This is a genomic window from Oceanospirillum beijerinckii DSM 7166, assembly GCF_000422425.1.
In the GTDB taxonomy this organism is placed as follows: domain Bacteria; phylum Pseudomonadota; class Gammaproteobacteria; order Pseudomonadales; family Halomonadaceae; genus Oceanospirillum; species Oceanospirillum beijerinckii.
In genome coordinates, this window is sequence record NZ_AULT01000063.1 from 1 (window position 1) to 21,623 (window position 21,623).

21 protein-coding genes and 1 pseudogene are annotated in these 21,623 nt (G+C 45.4%); 15 read left to right on the forward strand and 7 right to left on the reverse strand.

All coding sequences use genetic code 11. The annotated features are described in order from the left end of the window. From H579_RS0117115 to H579_RS0117145, 7 genes are all read left to right on the forward strand, one after another. On the forward strand, nt 1-194 hold a 194-nt coding region (locus H579_RS0117115), incomplete at its 5' end, for a transposase (RefSeq protein ID WP_028301704.1). Between the two features lie 126 nt (nt 195-320). Next, entirely contained in the window at nt 321-1,121 is an 801-nt protein-coding gene (locus H579_RS0117120) for a crotonase/enoyl-CoA hydratase family protein (protein ID WP_028301705.1), read from the forward strand. A gap of 399 nt (nt 1,122-1,520) precedes the next feature. Next, on the forward strand, nt 1,521-3,107 hold the full coding sequence (locus H579_RS0117125; RefSeq protein WP_028301706.1) for a diguanylate cyclase domain-containing protein: 1,587 nt from the start codon (nt 1,521-1,523) through the stop codon (nt 3,105-3,107). Continuing rightward, complete coding sequence (locus tag H579_RS0117130) at nt 3,091-4,461, forward strand: MATE family efflux transporter (RefSeq protein WP_028301707.1); 1,371 nt, start codon at nt 3,091-3,093, stop codon at nt 4,459-4,461. The genes H579_RS0117125 and H579_RS0117130 overlap by 17 nt, the downstream gene beginning before the upstream one ends. 202 nt (nt 4,462-4,663) lie before the next feature. Then, nucleotides 4,664-5,467 (forward strand): polyphosphate kinase 2, encoded by an 804-nt coding sequence (ppk2, locus tag H579_RS0117135; protein WP_028301708.1) that lies wholly within the window; start codon nt 4,664-4,666, stop codon nt 5,465-5,467. Between the two features lie 205 nt (nt 5,468-5,672). Continuing rightward, nucleotides 5,673-5,954, forward strand: a complete 282-nt coding sequence (ppnP, locus tag H579_RS0117140; RefSeq protein ID WP_028301709.1) for a pyrimidine/purine nucleoside phosphorylase — start codon at nt 5,673-5,675, stop codon at nt 5,952-5,954. 448 nt (nt 5,955-6,402) lie between these two features. Beyond that, nucleotides 6,403-7,542, forward strand: coding sequence for a PQQ-dependent sugar dehydrogenase (locus H579_RS0117145; protein WP_051227785.1), 1,140 nt, complete (start codon nt 6,403-6,405; stop codon nt 7,540-7,542). 178 nt (nt 7,543-7,720) lie between these two features. Here the strand turns inward: H579_RS0117145 and H579_RS0117150 are convergent, their stop codons facing one another. Continuing rightward, a complete protein-coding gene (locus H579_RS0117150; RefSeq protein WP_028301711.1) occupies nt 7,721-8,314 on the reverse strand; it encodes a MarR family winged helix-turn-helix transcriptional regulator in 594 nt (197 codons plus the stop codon). Between the two features lie 226 nt (nt 8,315-8,540). On the opposite strand from H579_RS0117150, the gene H579_RS0117155 reads away from it, so the two are divergent. From H579_RS0117155 to H579_RS26200, 3 genes are all read left to right on the forward strand, one after another. Continuing rightward, on the forward strand, nt 8,541-8,786 hold the full coding sequence (locus H579_RS0117155; protein WP_036566554.1) for a cysteine-rich CWC family protein: 246 nt from the start codon (nt 8,541-8,543) through the stop codon (nt 8,784-8,786). A 272-nt stretch (nt 8,787-9,058) separates the two neighbouring features. Further along, the gene (locus H579_RS0117160) at nt 9,059-9,394 is read left to right on the forward strand and encodes a zinc ribbon domain-containing protein YjdM (protein WP_028301713.1); all 336 of its coding nucleotides are present in this window, start codon (nt 9,059-9,061) and stop codon (nt 9,392-9,394) included. Nucleotides 9,395-9,622: 228 nt separating this feature from the next. Continuing rightward, a complete protein-coding gene (locus tag H579_RS26200) occupies nt 9,623-10,399 on the forward strand; it encodes an IS5/IS1182 family transposase (protein ID WP_051227786.1) in 777 nt (258 codons plus the stop codon). 110 nt (nt 10,400-10,509) lie between these two features. Here the strand turns inward: H579_RS26200 and H579_RS0117170 are convergent, their stop codons facing one another. Further along, on the reverse strand, nt 10,510-11,142 hold the full coding sequence (locus H579_RS0117170; protein WP_102049379.1) for a response regulator transcription factor: 633 nt from the start codon (nt 11,140-11,142) through the stop codon (nt 10,510-10,512). Between the two features lie 190 nt (nt 11,143-11,332). Then, nucleotides 11,333-12,739 carry a cache domain-containing protein gene (locus H579_RS26205; RefSeq protein ID WP_084624196.1) on the reverse strand — a complete coding sequence of 469 codons (1,407 nt, stop codon included), beginning with the start codon at nt 12,737-12,739 and terminating at the stop codon, nt 11,333-11,335. A 593-nt stretch (nt 12,740-13,332) separates the two neighbouring features. Between H579_RS26205 and H579_RS0117180 the strand changes: the two genes are divergently transcribed. From H579_RS0117180 to H579_RS0117190, 3 genes are all read left to right on the forward strand, one after another. Next, nucleotides 13,333-14,358, forward strand: coding sequence for a hypothetical protein (locus tag H579_RS0117180; protein ID WP_051227788.1), 1,026 nt, complete (start codon nt 13,333-13,335; stop codon nt 14,356-14,358). A gap of 196 nt (nt 14,359-14,554) precedes the next feature. After that, nucleotides 14,555-15,598, forward strand: coding sequence for a 2Fe-2S iron-sulfur cluster-binding protein (locus tag H579_RS0117185; RefSeq protein ID WP_028301716.1), 1,044 nt, complete (start codon nt 14,555-14,557; stop codon nt 15,596-15,598). Nucleotides 15,599-15,859: 261 nt separating this feature from the next. Continuing rightward, nucleotides 15,860-16,525, forward strand: coding sequence for an SDR family oxidoreductase (locus tag H579_RS0117190; RefSeq protein ID WP_028301717.1), 666 nt, complete (start codon nt 15,860-15,862; stop codon nt 16,523-16,525). A 137-nt stretch (nt 16,526-16,662) separates the two neighbouring features. Here H579_RS0117190 and H579_RS28050 read toward each other — a convergent pair whose 3' ends face one another. Then, the gene (locus H579_RS28050) at nt 16,663-17,076 is read right to left on the reverse strand and encodes a hypothetical protein (RefSeq protein WP_051227790.1); all 414 of its coding nucleotides are present in this window, start codon (nt 17,074-17,076) and stop codon (nt 16,663-16,665) included. 479 nt (nt 17,077-17,555) lie between these two features. Here H579_RS28050 and H579_RS0117200 point away from each other — a divergent pair, with 479 nt between their 5' ends. Continuing rightward, nucleotides 17,556-19,628, forward strand: coding sequence for an amidohydrolase (locus tag H579_RS0117200; RefSeq protein ID WP_028301718.1), 2,073 nt, complete (start codon nt 17,556-17,558; stop codon nt 19,626-19,628). 119 nt (nt 19,629-19,747) lie between these two features. On the opposite strand, the gene H579_RS0117205 is transcribed toward H579_RS0117200, so the two are convergent. The 3 genes from H579_RS0117205 to H579_RS30000 form a co-directional block, all read right to left on the reverse strand. Continuing rightward, nucleotides 19,748-20,080, reverse strand: a complete 333-nt coding sequence (locus H579_RS0117205) for a DMT family transporter (protein WP_028301719.1) — start codon at nt 20,078-20,080, stop codon at nt 19,748-19,750. 449 nt (nt 20,081-20,529) lie between these two features. After that, complete coding sequence (locus tag H579_RS29905) at nt 20,530-20,877, reverse strand: phage integrase N-terminal SAM-like domain-containing protein (protein WP_342662796.1); 348 nt, start codon at nt 20,875-20,877, stop codon at nt 20,530-20,532. Continuing rightward, on the reverse strand, nt 20,780-20,980 hold the full coding sequence (locus H579_RS30000) for a phage integrase N-terminal SAM-like domain-containing protein (protein WP_342662795.1): 201 nt from the start codon (nt 20,978-20,980) through the stop codon (nt 20,780-20,782). The genes H579_RS29905 and H579_RS30000 overlap by 98 nt, the downstream gene beginning before the upstream one ends. 355 nt (nt 20,981-21,335) lie before the next feature. Here H579_RS30000 and H579_RS0117210 point away from each other — a divergent pair. Continuing rightward, nucleotides 21,336-21,623: pseudogene (locus H579_RS0117210) on the forward strand (IS110 family transposase); the annotation flags it as partial.

The window sequence follows — 21,623 nt, forward strand, 5'->3', positions numbered from 1 at the left end:
AGTTAAGGACCAAGGCAGGACGAGCGATCTATGCCTTACGTAAACAAACGGTTGAGCCGGTCTTCGGTATTATCAAATCGGTCTTGGGCTTCCGTCAGTTCTCGCTACGAGGACTGAAGGGAGTGACAGGAGAATGGAGCTTGGTGTGTATGGCCTGGAATCTAAAACGAATAGCCAAGTTGCGCCTAAAATAAGGTATTGAACAGGGATATTCTCAAAAAATAGGAATATCCCTGCATAAATCGCAATTTTTTCTGATTTTTAAGCCTATTGACAGCTTAAGTCCGACAGGCTGCTAGATAATGATTCAGGAGAGAGTAATGACAGATTGTTTGTTGTATGAGCAGGAAGGGCGTGTAGTGACATTGACCCTGAATCAGGATGAAACCCGTAATGCCATCTCCAGCGATGAGATGATAGATGCCTTTGAAGCCGCGGCAAAGCGTATCAACCGTGATGATTCGGTGTCAGTGGTAATTCTGACAGGTGCTGGTAAGGCGTTTTCATCCGGTGGTAATGTCAAAGATATGCACGATAAAAGCGGCATGTTTGGTGGCAGCCCGGTAGAGCTACGTGAGGGCTATCGTCGCGGTATTCAGCGTATTCCTCTAGCTATGTACCATCTGGAAGTGCCTTTGATTGCAGCGGTGAATGGTGCGGCTATTGGTGCAGGTTGTGATCTGGCGATGATGTGTGATATCCGCATCGCTTCTACAAAAGCCCGTTTTGCCGAGAGCTTTGCCAAGATAGGGATTATTCCGGGTGATGGCGGTGCCTGGTTCCTGCCAAGAGTGATTGGTATGTCCCGTGCCAGTGAGATGGCTTTTACCGGTGAACCAGTAAATGCAGAAACGGCTCTGGAGTGGGGCATGGTATCTGAGGTGGTTGAGCCGGAAGATCTGTTGGCTGCTGCGAATGAAATGGCCCAACGTATTGCGGTAAACCCTCCACGGGCACTGCGTATGACCAAAAAATTGTTGCGTGAAGGTCAGAAGCAATCTTTGGAAAGTCTTCTGGAATTATCTGCTTCTATGCAGGCTCTTGCTCATCATACAGAGGATCATGCAGAAGCTGTGTCGGCGATGCTGGAGAAACGTGAACCTCAGTTTGAAGGCAAATAGACCCGTTAAGACTCGCAGTTTTGGCCATTGTTTTGTAAGTGATCACTCTTCGGAGTGATCACTTTTCTTGTAGAAACACTAAAGCATCAAACCTATATTTCTTTGAATTCAAGTTTAACTCCGGTAAACCGCCAAAGTTATTTTATGTGCTCAATAATCTCTTGATTATCATCGCTTTTTTCTCATATTTCCCTGCTTGCTATATGGTTTTATTCAGCTGAAATAACCAAATAGAGTGCATTTTGAGTGCGTGTAAAACTCTGCAATATAAAGTTAACTAAAAATAACTTGTTTTATATTTGTTTTGCTTTCGTGATCTGGGATAATCGCCGCCCGTTTTTGTTGGTAAGGAGGGAAAAGAGTATTGTGACTTGATTTGTCGCATATTCTGCCCTGGCTATGAAAGACATTTCCACGCGTTATTGGCTGCTACTGATCCTGGCTTTGGGGATTTTTCTATCCACTGGATCCGCGTGGTTACTGCATTTCTCTGAGCGTGCTCAGCTTAATAATCGTCTTGCTAAAGATGTAGCTGATCGTGCTGCTGGTGTCGATCGAGAAGTAACGGCCTCACTGGAAGCCCTTTATACCCTGCAGGCACTGTTTGTCGGTCGTGATTTGGTTAGTCACGAAGATTTTGTCCTGCTTTCTCGACAAACTCGTCGTCGCCATCCTGATATTAAAGCTTTTTATTGGATTGAGCAGATTGCTGCTAATGAACGCTCACATTTTGGGGCTCAAAGCCAACAGCTTTTAAAACAAGAGGGCTTTCAGATCCGACGTTTTAACGCTGAGGGTCATGTCGTCAAATCTGAAGATCACGCTTTTTACCGTCCTGTATTTTATATGGAGCCTGATGGTGCTGAGCTGCTACCCTTAGGTTTGGATCTATCGCTAAATACTGAACTCAATCCGCTGTTAAGCCGCGCAGCGATCAGCGGTGATCTGATGCTCTCTGCCGGTAAGATGGCAGGAAAAGGGTCTGACAGTCGTACCTTGCTGCAAGCGGTTTTGCCTGTTTATCAAAGAGTAAACTCAACCAAGGTGCGCGGTTTTATTCTGGCAGTGATTGATGTTGGGGCTATATTTGAGCACTCGCTTACCGATATTCGCATCGCGGGTATCGATATGAATCTATTGGATATCACTGATCCAACCAATCCCATGCTACTACATTTTCATCCCAGCCGTACCCGTTTACCGGTAGATCACGGACGTGCGATCTATCACTCTCTGAATCCTATCGGCCATCGCCTATGGGAGCTGCAGGCGGTGCCTACCTTCTATTACTTTAATAGTAAGCGAACCTGGCTACCGCAACTGGTATTTCTATTTGGTATGGCTTCGACGCTATTAATTATGCGTCTTTTTATCAGCTTTGCTAAGAAAAATGAGAAAATGCAGATCCAATCCAGAGAGCTGATGACATCGAATCAGGAGTTGGAAGAGATCTCCCGTACTGATGCCCTGACGGGTATCGCTAATCGCCGGTATTTTGATGAGGTATTAGCGAAAGAGTGGAAGCGGGCGATACGCAATCAAACGCCACTGACACTGATTATGGTCGATGTGGATTGTTTCAAAATGTATAACGACTATTATGGTCATCTGGAAGGTGATGAGTGTATCCGAAAGGTTGCACAAACTTTGAAAGAGATGATGTGTCGTCCTATGGATCTGGTCGCACGCTATGGCGGAGAAGAGTTTGCTATTCTGCTGCCTGACACCAACAATAATGCGGTGCGTTTAGCAGAGCAGTGTCGTCGTTCTCTGGCAGAAAAACAGATTCCGCACGCCGCTTCCAAAGTTTCGCCCTATGTTACCATCAGCTCAGGTATGGCGACGCTGAAACCGGATGTTTCTACTGATATTTCCGAGCTGGTCCGACAGGCGGACAGAGCCTTATATAAAGCCAAAGAAAAGGGGCGTAACCAAGTATGTACTGCTCAAGAGCTGACGGAGTCAGCCGATGACCCGAAAAGCTAAACCGGATCTGCTTAACGACCCAATTACTCGCGTACTCTTTCGTATGACAATCCCTGTAATGGGAGGGATTGTGACTTTAATGCTGTTTAACCTGGTAGATGCCTACTTCATTGGTTTGCTGGGGACAGAACAGCTGGCGGCAGTTACTTTTACCTTTCCTGTTACTTTTACCCTGATTTCTCTATCCATTGGATTAGGTATAGGCACGTCCGCCGTTGTCGGGAGACTGTTGGGTGAAAAATCCTATGATTTGGTCAAACGACGCACTACAGACGCAGTGCTGTTAGCCGCTATTCTTTCTCTGGCTTTAACTGCGATAGGTTATCTCACCATAGGTCCGTTATTTGCCTTTTTAGGTGCCAATGATGATCTAATGCCTTATATCCATGACTATATGTCGGTGTGGTATCTAGGGACGCTGTTTGTCATTATGCCGCGAGCGGTGAGTAGTGCCTTACGGGCTTCGGGCAACACATTAGTGCCTGGTTTGGTGATGATAGCTTCGGGTGTGGTTAACGGTATTCTTGATCCCATTCTGATCTTTGGTTGGGGACCTATTCCCGCGATGGGGGTCCAGGGGGCTGCTTTAGCAACATTGATTGCCTGGATGCTGCTTACTGTAGGTATCTTTAGTTTGCCAGATGTACGTCGTGATCTGCTGAGCTTTGTTAAACCCCGTTGGAAAGAGGTAAAAGAGAGTTGGCAGGCCATTGGCCATATTGCCCTACCTGCAGTGGTCTCCAGTATTCTGACACCGGTCAGTGCCGCCATGTTAACCCGAATCGTGTCAGAGTTTGGTCATGAGGCTGTGGCCAGTTATGGTGTCGGTTCCCGTATCGAATCCATTTCTTTGATTATCGTCTTTGCTATGTCTATGACGCTGCCGCCGTTTGTGAGCCAGAATCTGGGAGCTAAGCAACTGGATCGAGTGCAGCAGGGGGTGTTTGGCAGTTTTCGTTTTGTGCTGATCTGGCAGGCGATTGTATGGTGCCTGTTATTGATCTTCCAAAACCCTTTGGTTGATGCATTTGCGTCGAATAACGAACAGCTGGCGGCTAATTTGCGTTGGTTCCTCTGGTGTGTGCCGATAGGCTTAGGGATGCAAGGGGTGGTTATTCTGGCTAACTCCACCATGAATGCTTTGCATGAACCCATGGTAGCGTTAAGGCTGAGTATTCTTCGACTGTTTATCTTCTATGTGCCAATTTGTGCCTTAGGGGCATGGCTATATGGTCTCTATGGCATGTTTGTTGGTGCAGTGATTGCTAACTTACTGATGTCGGGTATCTCCTGGTGGACAGTGCAACGTCATTTAAAAGGTTTGATAGCCAAGCAGGAAACCGTCAGTACCTGATCAGCATAGTGTTTAAAAAAAGAGGCTTTCTGCTCCAAATATTAACAATGCCATGAAAAATTGATCTACTGCAACTCACTGGCAACTAAGCAAAAAGCATTAGATATGGTAGGGCTTTCCAGGTTGTAGTTTGTAAGATCCTGTGTGATAGTGGTTAAGTTATATTTTTTGTAATGGTTTTGTGTTAGCAGAGGATGGCACCATGGCCGAAGAGAAGAAAAGCAAGAAGACAAAAATCGATAAAGCCTATTATGAAGCAGAGCTTGAACGCATGCAGATGGAGCTAGTTAAGCTGCAGGAGTGGGTCAGGCATAAAGGCTTAAAGCTTGTCGTAATTTTTGAAGGTAGGGATGCGGCAGGTAAAGGTGGCAGTATTAAGCGTATTGCAGAGGCGTTAAACCCTCGTGTTTGTCGTATTGCGGCCCTGCCAGCGCCGACTGAGCGAGAAAAAACTCAGTGGTATTTTCAGCGCTATATCAAGCACCTGCCTTCTGCTGGTGAGATTGTACTGTTTGATCGGAGTTGGTATAACCGTGCAGGTGTGGAACGTGTGATGGGGTTCTGCACCGATGATGAGTATCAGGATTTTATGCGTTCTTGCCCGGAGTTTGAACGTATGCTGGTGCGTTCGGGTATTATCCTGCTCAAGTATTGGTTCTCTGTGTCAGATGAAGAGCAAGAGAAGCGCTTCAAAGATCGTATCCGCCGCCCACATAAACGCTGGAAATTAAGCCCAATGGATTTAGAATCCCGCACTCGCTGGATCGAATACTCCAGGGCAAAAGACAGTATGTTTATGTATACCGATATACCCGAAGCGCCATGGTACGTTGTGGATGGCGAAGTGAAGAAACGTGCCCGGTTGAACGTAATCAGTCACTTACTCAGTATGGTGGATTATGAAGACCTGACACCTGAACCGATCGAGCTGCCGCCACGTCAGGCCGATGATGGCTACAGACGTCCGCCAATTGATTCGTTAAAATTCATTCCTGAAAAATATTAAATACACCTGAACAGAAGTATTTCGGTGCTCTTCAGACATGGATATACCCGGCTTCTACTGATGAATATTAGCCGGATCCTGGCTGGAGAGTGCAGCAATGTCTCGCATAGACGCTTTTGTTTAGGTGCATTGTAGTTCCTGAATTCAGTTTACCCCTGGGTTCAGGTAGATAAAAATGCCTTAGGGCTATGTGTGAGAGTAATCGATGTTTGATGTAAATGAATACTTCGACGGTAATGTTAAATCCATTGCTTTGAATAACAGCCTGGGTCAGCTGACCGTTGGTGTTATGGCTGTTGGTGATTATACTTTTGGTACGAGCCAGCATGAAACCATGACCGTTGTGTCCGGTGCCCTGACAGTAAAGCTGCCTGGTAGCGAAGAGTGGTTAACCTTTAACGCCGGTGAGCGCTTTGAGATCGATGCCAACCAGAGCTTCGATGTAAAAGTAGCTGAACAAACAGCTTATTTATGCCAATACCGCTAATCTGTTTTTATAACCCAGATTAAGTGTTAGCGGTATAATCATCACAATTTGATTGTGCGATTACAGGTCCTTCGGGGCCTGTTTTTGTTTATGGGGTGAGCTGTACCTTTAGTAAGATTAGAGATAAAAAATCCCCAACCAGAAAAACTGGTGGGGATAAAAAGGAGAACGTACGAGAACGACATAGGACCGGGTGACATTCGTCTTTCGGCCCAAGCCTCACTATAGGTATAGCAAGTCCTATGCCTATTTTTTTACCTGTATTTACTGATAAAGCGCTATCTGTTAGTGCATTTTTCTGTGGTGATGTGTCTTTACAGTGCGTAAGGGGCTTTGTTGATAGAATCATCTCTTTAGGAACAGGGAACCTGATGGTAATCGTAGAGTCTCTATTCAATCATTGCTTTGCTGCCTATACTGAATTTGAGTCTTAACAAGGATAGGAAATATGACGCTTATTTATCGCTACATCTGTTCGGCTTTTATCCTTCTCTCTTGCATTGCTTTTTTGAATCCGGCACAGGCTGCGCAATATTTGTTCTCGGGCAAGAGTGAGGGTATGAACTTTCAGCTGGAAAAGGTCATATCGGGCTTAGGTGTTCCATGGGCATTGGAATTTCTGGATGACGATCAGCTGCTGTTTACTGAACGAGGAGGCAAGGTGGGGCTGCTGGACATCACGAAGGCTCAAGTCCGTTATCTATTGGGCGTGCCTGAAGTTACATCATACGGTCAGGGTGGCTTATTGGATCTGAAAAAATCTCCCAACTTCTTCGCTGATCAAACGCTTTTTTTCACTTACAGCTCTGAGGATGGACGCAAAAGATCGACTGCGCTGGCCAGTGCCCAATGGAAAGGTGGTCGATTACAGGGTTGGCGTGATGTGCTGGTTACTCAGTCTAAAAGCGGTAGTGGTCATCACTTTGGCAGTAGGATTGCTTTTGATGCCTTGGGTTATCTTTATTTCAGTGTCGGTGACCGGGGGGATAGAGAGAGTGCCCAAGATCTGACAAATCATGCGGGGAGTATTTTGCGCATTGAAGGCTCAGGAGCTGTTCCTATGGGGAATCCATTTATTAAGAGCAAAGGAGCCCTGCCTGAAATCTGGAGCTATGGACATAGAAATCCCCAGGGGCTGGCATTTGATGAAAATAGAGGTGTGCTGTGGGCAATCGAGCATGGCCCCAGAGGGGGCGATGAGTTAAACCGGATTAGAAAGGGAGCTAATTATGGTTGGCCAGTAATCTCCTACGGAAAAGAGTATTGGGCACCGATATCTGTAGGTGAAGGAACCCATAAGGTGGGTATGGAACAACCGGAGAAAGTCTATATTCCTTCCATCGCGCCAGGTAGCCTGTTGTTGTATTCCGGTCAGGCTTTTCCTGAGTGGCAAGGTGATCTGTTTGCAGGAGCTTTGGCACTACAACACCTAAATCATCTTAAGTTAAATCAGTCTGGGCAGGTACTGGAAGAAGAGCGCTTGTTACTTGGGCTCAGTGAGAGGATACGAGCGTTGGCCGAAAGCCCACAAGGTTGGCTTTATCTCAGTACCGATGAAGGTAATATCTATCGGATAAGGCCGGAGTAGCAGCATTTGCCGCTCTCCGCTTGAACTGAGGTATCCACGTTGAATAAATGATTATGATGATAAAACAGAGCTATGATTAAAGTGTCGTCAGTCAATAGGCATTAGGCATTAGCAAAGAGCGGCTATCAGAATTCTATCAATCAATATGCATCGAATAGCAACGATCTGTAGCGTTTTTTTATTCTTCAGTTAGTAAACGAGCACTTTTTTTACGCCAGCGAATCAGCTCTTTTTGATCGGCGGGCAGTGTTTCTCCTGCCAGCTGCAGATCTTTAGCCTGGTTTGCTAACAGGTGTTCAGCCCGATCTTCAATCAGAGCCAGCATTCGAAATAGCTCGGCCTGCTCTGCTTGATTTAAAACACACGATAGTTTATCAGCCCTCTGATCGATCTGATCACATAGTTGGCGATAAACTTCAATACCTTTCTCAGTCAGTGCTAATAATTTTACGCGTCGATTATTCTCTGCAGGTTCAAAGATCAGATAGCCCTTTTTATTCAGCGTGGAGACAGCCCGGCTGACAGTATAGGAGTCAATACGGGTTTGATAAGCTACATCCGCAGAGGTAATAGGCATATAGGATCCTATATTTAGCAGAACCCGCAGCTCTCTCGGTGCTAAGTCGGCAGAGGAGCGAATTGCAATATCACGGTCCAGCATCAACAGGTTACTGATTACTGCTACTCTGTAGGGTAAGTGATTATAGAGATCCAGAGGTTGATCCAAACGCTCAGTCAATTTAAAAGCTTTTTGACGAGGAGGTAACGTCATTTTAGATAGTCTTCTATAAGTTATTCATTATTTTCACTCATTATGCCACAAATGGATTTCTCTTTAGAAATCTTTGAAAAATCAAAGTGTCGTTACTGCTGAACAGGCTGTTTTGCATTCAAGCTGTCAGGGGCGTTAGTTGGTGATTGGCTTTATGCGTCTGGATACTGCACGGGATATACTGTGTTGAAGCTATACCACACTTTGATATAAAGGAGACAATAAGATGACGGAAGTAACCTTAGCATCAACTCCAGTAGCCCCGCTGGTTTGCCCGATATGTCAGCAAAATAATGACTGTCTCAATCTGGCTTGTGGTGATACTGACAAAGCCTGTTGGTGCAATCACCCTGATATCACTTTTCCTCAAGACTTGTTAGATCAGGTGCCAGCTGAGTTGAAAAGGAAAGCCTGTATATGCCGAAACTGTGTGGAGGCTTATCAACAGCAAGTTAGTTATCAGTTAGGATAATTCTCTTAGCTGCATTATCAGCGCTTACTTGACCTGCGTTATCATGCCATCAGGAACCATAAGCCCAATCTCACAGCTGAACTACAGTACATCTATTGGGTCGTTGTATGTTTATTATCAGCTACAACTTTTCGCCATGCTGTAGGTTATCGATTTAGAGGGGAGAAACGCAACTTATCGAAAAATAAATGAGTTTTGGTTAAAATGCTCGCCATCGCACTGTGCCGCCATTACCATGGCACGCCAAATTCATTTTATAGAAGTAATATTGTATGTCTCTGCCTCCTTGCCCGAAATGTAACTCTGAATATGTCTATCAGGATCAGGAACTGATGATCTGTCCAGAATGTGGATATGAGTGGAACCCAACAGAAGTAGCTGAAGAAGAAGCCTTAGATATAAGGGATTCTAACGGTACCCGTCTGCAAGATGGCGATAAGATTACCTTTATCAAAGATCTAAAGGTTAAAGGTAGCTCCCAGGTACTGAAGATAGGTACTAAAGCTGTGATTCGTCGTATGGTTGAAGGGAAGGACCACCAATTGGATTGCCGTGTTGATGGTGCCGGCGAAATGATGATCACTGCAGCGTTTGTTAAGAAGGCTTAACAACCCAACCTGCTGATGAACTAGTCCAAACAATCTGACAGTTACACTTCCATGCTGCAAGCATTTCCTGATGTGCCTCTGTCAGAGTCGATCAAAATCGATTAATTAGTCAGCTCTGAAAAATCCTTAACAGACTGTTTTTAAAACAAATTAGCTATTTTGGCATAGATCATTTCGACCAGGAGCGGTAAGCTGTGTCTTCAGTTTCTGGTCGAAAATGGCTCAGATATGCTGACTAAAAGCCCTTCTGATTCTGCCCAATTCAGCTTTTTCGATATCATCAATCAGCTTGATGATACTCACCCTTTACTCGCCTTAAGTCGTGCTATTGACTGGCAGGCGCTGGAACTGGAATTCTCACCTCTTTACAGCGCCATCGGACGTAAAGCTAAACCGATTCGTTTGATGACGGGCCTTCTGATGCTCAAGCAGCTGTATGACCTGAGTGATGAAGCCGTTGTTGAACAGTGGCAAATGAATCCTTACTACCAGGCGTTTTGTGGTGAAGCCCACTTTCAAACAACACCTCCCTGTCACAGTACGGAGCTGGTCAAGTTTCGTCAGCGATTGGGAAAAGAAGGGGTTAACCGACTGTTTGCTCTTTCGGTCGCCTTACATGGTAAAGCTGCAGAAGAACCTATTGTTTTAGTGGATACAACGGTTCAGGAAAAAGCCATCACATATCCTACGGACAGTAAACTGGCCATAAAAATTTTCAACAGGCTCAATAAGTTAGCCAAACTTCATAGTGTCAAACAGCGACGAACGTTTGTCAAAGCCATCATAGGGCACCTGAAACAGGATTATCGACTTTCCAGGAACTGGCTGAAAGGTAGCGAAGGTGATGCAATAAACCTGTTAATGGCGGCTTGTGCCTGGAATTTGAGGAAATGGATGAGCCTTTTCTTTTTGTTTGAATACCAGGGTGTCATTCAGGCTTTGGTTATCATACAAACTGCAGGTGGAGAGCAGAAAGTCGGTTGGCTTTATTTCTTGAAGCAATAAAGCCAACGGATATTCAGTTAGGTAGAAACCTGACTTTTTCAGGGCAGACTAAATACATTCTCAAACTGTACTAATACGCTATCCAGTCATTACATTGCTGCAAAACACGCTCAATCAACCAGTCCGTTTTCAATGGCATATCGTGCCAGTCCTGCGGCGGTATGGATATTAAGCTTTTGTTTAATGTTCTGTCGGTGGGTTTCTACGGTACGAACACTAATATCCAGTACACGAGCTATCTCTTTATTGCTCTGCCCCTCTGCCAGATGCTTGAGTACGGTAGCCTCTCTGGGAGTCAGTGTCGCAGTGTTGTCTGGTACAGAGATCTGCTGTTCACCCGCAAAAAGGCTTTGGGATGCGCCTGAACTAAAATAAGTACCGCCCTGGTAAACAGTCTCGATCGCTTTGATCAACTCGTCAGAGCTCACATCCTTTAAAATATAGCCAGAAGCGCCGCTTTGAATCAGTTGCAGAATATACTCACGACTGTCATGCATACTGAGAATTAAGATGCGAATATCCGGGTAGTTCTGTTTAAAGATTTTGGTCGCTTCCAGGCCATTCATTACTGGCATACTGACATCCATAAGCACCACATCGACGCTCTGTTGGGTGACAAAATCCAGTGCCTCCTGGCCATTTTGAGCTTCTCCCAGTACGTTAATGCCTGCCTCAGATTCAAGCCGGGCTCGCATACCATCCCGAACCAGGGGGTGATCATCAACCAGTAACAGATTTATCATAACGACAGCCTTAAACATTTAATCGTGCAGCAAGGTGATTTTCACTGTTCTTCACAGAATATGCCAAATCACTAGCCATCCTGTCTGAGAACCTGTGCTGTACGGTTCGAATTATTTTTATTACCTGTATTACTCTCATCACTAAATGAGACAATCTTTGACTTTAATATCACAGGTTTGAATCAAAGGATCAGACAATCAAGGGTCTGTCTGTTTTATCCTCTCGTTCTTGTTCCAGTAACGGTTGCCAACTGTGCATAGGGAAAACCACTTTAATCAGTGTGCCCTGTCGAGGCGCAGAATCAATAATAAATTCACCGGCCAGAAACTCGGTACGTTCACGCATATTTCGCAAACCTATGCCTAGTCCGCTAAGCTCTTCCCGGACATTAAAGCCTTTTCCATCATCTGCAATGGATAGTTGGAAGGTATTACCATTCCAACCTGTGGCAACGGTGATATTCTCCGCTTCCGCGTGACGCTCAATATTGGTGAGCGCTTCCTGAGTAATACGATATAGAGTGGTTTCAATCTGTTCGGGTAAGCGCATTCTACAGGGTGGGGTATTTTGCTTCACCTCAACACCTGTACGCAGACGAAACTCTGATAATACAGTGGTCATAGCAGGAATCAGGCCCAGATCATCCAGTACGCTGGGGCGAAGATCATGGGAAATACGACGTACTTCCTGTATCGCCTCGTTAAGTACTTCCGTGGCCTTGGATAGTTCGGCTTCCACATCTTCACCCTGTTTGCGGTATTTGTTGACGGCAAGTTCAATGCGGAATTTAGCCGATACCATCAGCTGGTTGATGCCATCGTGCAGCTCCCGGGAAAAGCGTCTGCGTTCCGACTCCTGAAATTGCACTGTTTTATGCACCAGTTCCTTTAAGCGGGAATCGGCCAGGCGATGCTCGTGCACATTAAACAGGATGACAAATACCACGATCAACACCACTGTAATGGTGGTAATTGCCAGTACAGTAAAGAAGGTATTGCGGATATTATTTTTGACTTCCAGGCGGATCTTGGCGACTTCTTCGGCGATATCGTCGATATATAGTCCTGTTCCAAGCATCCAACCCCAGCGGGGCAGCTCAATCACATAGCTGATTTTTTCAGAGACCTGACCGTTGGATGGCTTGTTCCAATAATAGTGATGAAAGCCACCGCCATTTTGTGCCAGTCGCATTAGATTACGAATAACAGGATCTCCTTGAGCATCAGTCATCTCAATTAGATTCTTGCCCACTAAATCAGGTTGAACCGGATGAACCAGATTTTTGCCCGAGCGATCATAGACAAAAAAGTAACCATCAGGGCCATAGGTGATGGCATCCAAAATTGCTTTAACCTGCTTTTTCGCACTGGCGTCATCAATGCTTTGGTCTTCTACGATAGGGCTAATACTGCTCATAGCCAGGCTGACATAGTGCTTTAGCTCAGTGCGTTTGGATTCAAGTAGATTGTGCTCAAAAATGGCGATTTCGGTCTCGCTTAGGCTTTTTACCTGCTGGACACTGATAAGAGTGATACTGGTGGCTACAAGCACCAAGGGTACCAGGGCCAAGAGGAGTATTTTTGTTTTTAATGTCATGTTGATCAGCCACTAAGCCAGGGTTGCCCCCTGTGTCAGGATAGTTGTCACCCTTTCGCGGTCAGATTTCCTTTTGTTAATGATGCCAGTGTTCTGCTTTATATCCCGCGATTTCGGATAATAAGTACTTTTCTTGGCGTTATTGTCAGTTTTTACCTCTGTCTCAGCAAGAGACCTCAGTCCAAAACAAGCCATCTAAGTAGTTATCGGGTTACTGAATCAGTAGTTTTACTTAATACAAAAGTCGATATTTTGGGTTGTTTTTTCCTGTTGATTGAGGCTGAAGCCATGATTATTTAATGTATTTTATGCTGTTTATAGATACGTAATTTAATTGTTGTTTTTTATTTTTGTGTCTCTTTCTGCCTGTTCTATCTTCTTTTCTATTTTTTAGTTTTTATTTAACTGCATGATTTTTATGTGTTTTATTGATTGGTGCGTTGGATGCTTAGCGTGTGATTTTGATTTATGTCAATTAAAAGCGACACAGTAATAATTTTTGTGTTTACATTTATGTGTCATTTAAATAATCTAAAAACACACTAAGTGACAGCAACAACAAAAACAAAATATAGCTTGAGAGGTTGAGAACGATGCACGATAAAATTGCACACACCATGGACATGCCACCAGCCACGCCACAGCCGAACGTATATCCGCTGAGCTGGGAAACTAAGTCTTCCAAAGCGGAAGAGATCTGGGATGCTTCTCTGCGTGAAGCCTGGAACCCGAAAGATCTGCCATGGGATACGTTTGACCCAGAAAGCTACTCATGGGAAGAGCGTGAAGCAATGGCTTATTGGTGGACTCTGCTGTCTGTATTTGACGCGTCTGCTCCACCTGTTTTCGCAGAAGCTTTTATCAAGACCTACGAAGATCACGAAGAAGATGCCATTCGTCGCTGCTTCTTCTCTGTAACCCGCGATGAGCAGAACCACGAGCAGATGTGTGGTCTGGTGATCACGAAACTGCTGGAATGCTCCAGCCCACTGGAATACGAGCCAAAAACAGATCTGGGTAAGCGTCTGAAGCGTAATGCGGCATGGCTGTACTACAACGGTGGTCGTTACTGGAACGGTTACAAGCAAGCGGTGCCTAAGTACAGTCTGGCCGTACTGTTCAGCTCCTTCCTGATGGGTGAAATTGCTGCTGCTACTATCTTTAAGCAGATGTCTCAGAGCTGTGAAGAGCTGGTATTCACCGAAGCATTCAAAAACATCGGTCGTGACGAAGGTCGTCACATGGCAATCTGTCTGGCGCTGATGGAGCGTGACTACCCGAATCTGTCTCAGGAAGATCGCAGTGTCATCACCAAGCAGATCCGTGCCGGTTACCTGTTCCTGTCTGCAGTACTGTTTGAGCCACCAGCAGAGTTCTGGGATCTGCCAGAAGACTTTATCGCCACTCAGCGTGAAGCAGAAGCGATTGCCCGTGAAGCGGGTTTCGGTATTCCAACTTATGAAGATAAGAAGGAAAACTGGCGTAGTGCGATGCTGAACCTGAAAGCGGTTCTGGATAAGTATGACACTCCATTCCCAGCAATCCCTGAAGTAGGTATTTCTGGTCAGGAAGTGACTCAGGAAGATCTGGACGCTGCGGATATCATCCCAATCTTCTAATAGATTGAGCGATTCAAACCAGAGGCACTTCGGTGTCTCTGGTTTACTGCTGTCTGCAACATAAGAAATTTTTACGAAACAAAAGTAGTCGGTACTTTTCCGCGCACATTACCAGAGAAGATAGTGTCAGCTGCTCTGAAAACGGGTTTTACTTGCCCTGGTAATTTTTTGTTTCGCTGCTTTTCAGGAGAGAACCATGGGAACCATTCTTTTATCACCATCCGGTAAAGCCGTTGAATCCAGTGCAGGTGAAACGGTGCTGGAAACCCTGGAGCGTGCAGGTTACGCCCTACAAAACAACTGTCGTGCCGGTGCTTGTGGCGAGTGTAAAGTAAAAGTCACCCGTGGTGAGTTTGATCAGGGTATGGTACTGGATATGGCTCTGTCACCAGCAGAGCGTGAAGAGGGTTATGGCCTGATGTGTATGGCCAAACCTCTTACCGATGAGATTGAGATCGAATGGGGTACAGAGGACGCTCAGCCTAAACTGTTCCCGCCCACTGAAAATATTCGCTGTGTAGTCACTGACCGTATTGAGCGTACCCCTCGCATTATGGAGCTGCGTATCCGTCCTGTAGGCAAACAGATGCGCTACTGGCCGGGTCAATACGTGATGATCAATGATGTGGATCGCAAGGTTACGGCCCGTTGTTACTCTATTGCCAATGCGCCAACTAATGATGGCGAGATCGTGCTGCAGATTACCCGTGTACCTGAGGGTGAGACCAGTAACTGGGCCCACGATAATCTATTTCCGGGCAGCATGCTGAATATGTCAGGTCCTTATGGCACCTTTATTGGTGACCCAAGCACCGATGGCCCTGTACTGTGTCTGGTTGCGGGTACTGGTTTGGCACCGATTCTGGGCCTGACCGATGCGGCGCTGCGTCGGGGCTTTAAACAGCAAGTACACTTGCTGTTCTCCGGTAAGAAAGAAGAAGATATCTACTGCCGCGGCCTGTTGGAATTCTGGAATGCAAAACATCGTCGTTTCAAGTTTATTCCAACCCTGACTCAGGAAGAGAAAGAGGGTTACCATCACGGTCGTATTCCGGCAATTCTGGGTGACCTGTATAAAGATCTGTCCCGTCACTCCATCTATATTGCGGGTAGTCCAGAGTTTGTGGATGCCTGTGCTGCAGCGGCCCGTGAGTTGGGCGCTCAGGAAGAGATGATTCACCGCGAAGGCTTCTTTGATCAGGCACTGCCAGTAGCGCCAGGCAGTGAGCGCCTGGTGTAAGACCTGAGCTGTAAGTTTCCTGGTAAGCGTTATCTGCTCCAAAGACAGACCCTAGGCGATATGCCTTTTTATGCCCGATATTTTACTTCACCGAAATATCGGGCTTTTTCTTGCCTGCTTTTCTGGGTTGCCTTATCTCTTTAGCGGCAGAGCGGTTAGTTATTGCTGCAACTGATTAAAGATTATGGATAATCGGTTCCATTAACCTTAAATGTCTGTGCAGCAAATGGCAGTGTGCCTGCTGCTCATTGGAGTCTTGTTATGACAAAAACAGCAGTGATTACTGGTGCAAATCGTGGTGTAGGTCTGGCGCTTGCTACGGAACTGAATGGCAAAGGTTACCGTGTTATTGGTGTTTGCCGCAGTTCCAGTGAAGAGCTGGATAATATCGCATCTAAAGTGATAGAAGGGATTGATGTCACGGATGAAGCCTCTATCGCTCGTCTGCCTAAAGAGCTGAAGGGCGTAGATGTTGATCTACTGATCAATAATGCCGGTCTGCTGGATGATAACGTGCTGGGTAGTATTGAGCTGGATAGCATCCGTGCTCAGATGGAGGTTAATGCCTATGCGCCGCTTATGGTGACCGAAGCTTTATTAGACAATCTCCGTTCAGGCAGTAAGGTGGCATTGATTACCAGTCGTATGGGTTCTATGACTGATAATACCTCGGGTGGTCGTTATGGCTATCGAGCATCCAAAGCCGCACTCAATGCTTTTGGTAAATCCCTGGCAGTAGACCTGGTGCCTCAAGGCATTAGTGTAGCGATTCTGCACCCTGGTTATGTGCAAACCCGTATGGTGAACTTTGGTGGTTTCATCTCACCGCAGGAATCGGCACAGGGTCTGATTGAGCGTATCGACGGGCTTAATCTGGAAAACTCGGGCACCTTCTGGCACAGCAATGGTGAAGAGTTACCTTGGTAGCAGCCATAAGGGCATAAGTGTTACCCGAAGGAAATTGCAGCGGCTTGAATGAAATTACAGCTATCAGCAGGAAGCAGTAGTCACTATTAATCGCCGGTGACTACTTGACTGATCTTCATTCATTGATCCGCTGAATATCAGGGCGTTAACAGAATCTTAGGTTGCGTCCGTTCATCGCCCTTCAGGGCGCAAAACTCTCTAACCCTGCCATCGGCATAACTGACCTTAACGTTAAATCCAGCTCCTGCCGGATGATTAAGCAGTAAGGTTCTGGTTTCACCGGAGTTAATTCGAAAGCTCTGAATACTTGATTGGGTATTCACATTGCCAAAATCCAGCTTGATAGATGTTATGGCTGTGTCGCTGGCATTTTCAAAGGTTACTGCAAGCCCATGATTGAAAGCAGAACTGCTGGAGGCGATCAGATAGCTCACTACAGCAGAAAATATTGCCACTAATATGGGATGGCGTTGATAAAAGGGGCGGGGCTTTGCTTCTGGGGTTAAGTCCAAGGGACTATGGCTCACTGTCTGATGTTCTGTAACCGACATGGTTTGACTCTGGTGTTGGATTTTATTGGGTTGCTAATTTAGCATGTTTTAATTCTTTTGTGCTATAAGCTTATTTCTGAAAAGCTTTTATCTCCGAGACAAAATCTTTGCCAGAATCTTCTTTCCGATTCCCCTAAAACCAAGCCTTGAGTAGGTAAAGGTTTTATCCCACTGGCAGTTTTAAATATCCGTCTGATTAATTTTATCGACATTTAGCAGCTAAAATTGCTTTTAAGGATCAAATTACAGACGATTACACCAAGTCTATGTGGCGGCGTAATAAGCCTCGCAAGCCAGTACTAAAAGCTTTAAGCGCATAAACCGGTTTTCCTACGGTCTATAAGTGGCGTATTGTTAGGCTATAACTCGTAATAGAGACTCCATTTACTGTCGTGTATCTATAGATTCCTCAATTGAAACAAAATAGGTTCGTTGCTGAGTGTTTTGCAGCGCGGCGATAGATACAAGGAAGACATAGAATGTGTGACCACCCTAGCCATCATGGTATTAGCTGCGCCTGTCATGGCCCACTACAGAAAATTTTGGAACAAGAGATTACCATCAACCAGGTCTCGTTCCGCCAACAGAGCTATCAAATCAAAAGTGCTCCTGAGGATGTCATTTTCTATCACCCAGATGAGAAGCGCATTATCACAATGGCTGACGGCAAGCCGACTAAAGCCCATGCGATCGCCATTAGTGGTGAAAAGATTGTAGCTGTAGGGGCTTTGCAGGATGCGGTTAAAGCCTTGCCTAATGTTGATCCAATATGCCTGCAGGGTGAGCAAACAATAATCCCTGGTTTGATTGAACCTCATATGCATATTTTTATCACTGCGTATTTAAATACCTGGGATGTGGATCTGGGGCCATACGATGGTCAATATTTGAAGCCTGTTTATGATCTGAATACCATCAACAGTGAAATTCAGATGGTATATAACAAGAAACAGGCTCTGTTGGACGAGAGCAGTTTAAAAGCTCAGTATCAACACCTTTTACAGCAATTAAAGCAGGGGGAGACACCCGTTATCTCTCCCGAGCTGGATAGTCTGATTAAAGAGATTACGCTCTCCGGCTACAATGTTGATCCCACCTTAATGACCGCAGAGTTTGAGAATATCGATAAAGCTCTGTTGGATAAGGTGTCTACCGAGATCCCGATTGTTTTGGTCAATGCCTCTATGCACATTGCTTATGCTAATAGTGCTGCATTACTGCTGTCATTTAACGCTATGGGGCCGTTACAGAGAGAGCATTTTGATCAATACCGTACCGCAGCTGAATTTGCTCAAGGCAATAACGGCATTCTGAATGAGATGGTTGAGATGCAGGCTGTCGCGCCAGTTATGCCTCCGATGAATCCAGATGCGCTGCGAGATGGCATGGACAATGTTTTTGATAATGCCTTAAGCAAAGGCATCACCCTAATGTTGGATGCCGCAACGCCGGTCAGTAGTCAGCCCAGTAAGAGCCTGGAAAGTCTTCTGGCCACTTATATGGCCAGCCACTGGAAAACAAACCGTATGGCACTGGCTTATATTGCTGACACACCAGAAGGTAAAGTAGGTGCTTATCCATTTAGTTCCAGCTGGAAAAAAACGTCTATTGACGACAACAACAGGCTATATGCACCGATTATCAAGATTGTCAGTGACGGTTCAAACCAAGGCAAAACCGGTTATCAATCCATGCCCTATAAAGGTTCAGGGCCCAGTACCCCTGATCAGAGCACGCTGAACTGCGGTATCTATAACTTTACTCCAGAGAACGCCTCTGCTTATCCTCTGGGTGTGGTTCCTGAAACTTATAGCAAGTTGATTACAGAGGTGACTAAAAGTGATCAACAATGGGGAATGATGGTTCATGCCAATGGCGATAGAGCAATTGATCTTGCAGTTAACGGTTTCCAATATCTTCAGATGCGCGGTTATGATCTGGCGAGCCGCCGTTACCGCATAGAGCATTGTTCTTTATTGACAGATAGTAATGCTCAGATGATGAGTAATCTGGGTATTTCCCCTAGTTTCCTGATCGGCCATGTCGGTTACTGGGGTTGGGCTTTCCAGCAGGAAATTTTAGGGGCAGAGAGAGCTCAGTTGCTGGATCGCTGCGGTACTGCGCAAAGCGCCGGTATGGTAGTGACACTGCACTCAGATAATAATGTCAGCCCGCTGGGCCCATTGCGCTATATGGAACAGGCGATTACCCGTCGTATGGAACGGGCGCCACAGGATGGCTCTCAGTATCTCAATCCTCAGGAGAGCTTAACGGCTGAGCAAGCGCTTAAGGCTATCACGCTTAATGCTGCCTGGCAGTGTCAGGCAGAACAGCATGTGGGTAGCCTGGAAGAGGGTAAGTTGGCTGATTTTGTTATATTAGCTGAGAACCCTCTGACCTGGAATGAAAGCCATGGCTCTTTTGTCGGGTTAAGGGATATCGAAATTGAAGAAACCTGGGTGGGCGGCAAAAAGCTTTACTCTCGGACAGAAAATGTCGCTGAGTCAGTCAGTAAGCAACTGCAAAAGAAGCTGGCAACAGCGCTGACCTAATCGTACAGGCCAAAGTTGTTGAGTAATGTGCTTGAGACAACGTTAAGTCGATAGTGTCTATAGATGAGAAACCGGCTGATTGAGCTTTCAATCAGCCGGTTTGTTGTATTTGCTTAAGTTCAGTGTACTGATGTTTTTGAAAACACGTTGAGCACAACCACCCCAGATACAATCAACCCAATGCCGATAAAGGCAGGCAGATCCAGCTTTTGATCAAACAGTATCCAACCGATTAAGCTGATTAAAGCGATACCGGCTCCTGCCCATACCGCATAAGCAACGCCCACAGGTATGGTCCTTAAGGTCAGAGACAGAAAGTAAAAAGCCAGACCGTAACCCGCCAGTACAAGAATAGAAGGTGCTAACTTAGTAAAACCCTCGCTCTGTCTCAGTGCGGAGGTCGCGATAACTTCTGAAACAATGGCAACGGATAGAAACAACCAGTTCTTCATACCCTGAAACTCATACAGTGGAATTGATGGCGGCGATTCTAGCCGGAAAAGATTATTCGGGACAGTAAAAAACGGTACAGAAAAAATAAGGGCTGACATAGAGACGCTGATGCTACTTCCATAGTAGATAACGATGACGCCACACCGCTGCCAGAATCTTGTAAAACCGAGCCTGTACACCTAATTGCATAACAGATCTCCCTTAAACCGTTATCTACGACTTTGCAGAGACCGTGCCAGGGGGCAATTGTGTTGAGCTGGTCAGTGCTTAGCTATATGTTATTTAAAGGTTTAATTGAGTTTTAGATGAATGGGTGAACCTGACTAGGCCATTCCAAAATTGCAAATTTCAGTGGGATTCGCACTTTGCGTGAGTGTTGTTAACAGAGTGGTGGGGTGAGGAAACTCGCTAAAGCATAGGGTATTCCTGAAAAAGATAGCCAGTGGAATTATTGCAAGCGAAGACACTCCGATATCCTTAAACCACTGCCATACAAAATTGAAAAAATAAGCCGATATTTTTCTTCCAGCTGGTCCAAAATAGATTTCACTTCATGAGGAGACAGTACAGTAGGCAAATTGCGCTTTTTTGTTGCGTGTTGGAATCCCAGATCTCCAAGAGGCTGAGACAAAATCTGGTTATAGAGGAAAGCTAACGCATTAAGTGCCGTCTTCTGGGTATTGATTGCTACGTTACCCTCATTGGCTAAATGCGACAGGAAGCTTTTGACCTCTTGAGCCCCCCATCGTATTGGGATGCCGTTTATTGTGAAAGTAGATATAGCGTTTAATCCAATGGATGTACGTTTTTTCCGTTTTAAGGCTATAACCTCTCAACCTGATTTCTGAACGGATTATCTCCAAGAAAGGACTTTTTGGCATCAGAACATACTCTATCATGTTTTTTATGTATGGATGTACAGTATATTTTAGGCCATGATCTGAAACTTGCTCACTTTTTCGATGGCTATGCTTATTTTTCCGGTGTAATATTTTCCTAATTAAGGAAAATCAATGTGTTGCAGTGATGAAAGCCTAAATAACAGGTGCACGTTGAGTCGTAATAACCCGCATGCGTATTTAGCAGGGAAGCGGTCTGACTAAAAAAGGATTTGTCCTTTCTAATCAAAACCTTTCCTCTAAATTTGCTGGTATATTGAAATCGGTGAATCGGGCATGCGTAGTATTAAAATAATGAGATGGACGCCCCTCTATACTTCCCATAGGTCGGTATAAATCAGTAGAGGGTGCAGCAATGAAACAGTTATCTGTTATTGGTGTTGATTTAGCAAAGAATATTTTTCAAATTCATGCTTTAGATAAATTAGGGCACTGCTGTTTGAAGAAATCTTTGAGAAGAAGTCAGTTTCTATCGTTTTTTGCCAAATTACAGCCTTGCTTAATAGGTATGGAGGCTTGTGGCGGTTCTCATTATTGGGCTAGAGAGTTGATCAGTTTAGGGCATGATGTTCGCCTTATGCCTCCTCAATACGTTAAGCCATATGTAAAAACGAATAAGAATGATGCAGCGGATGCGGAAGCC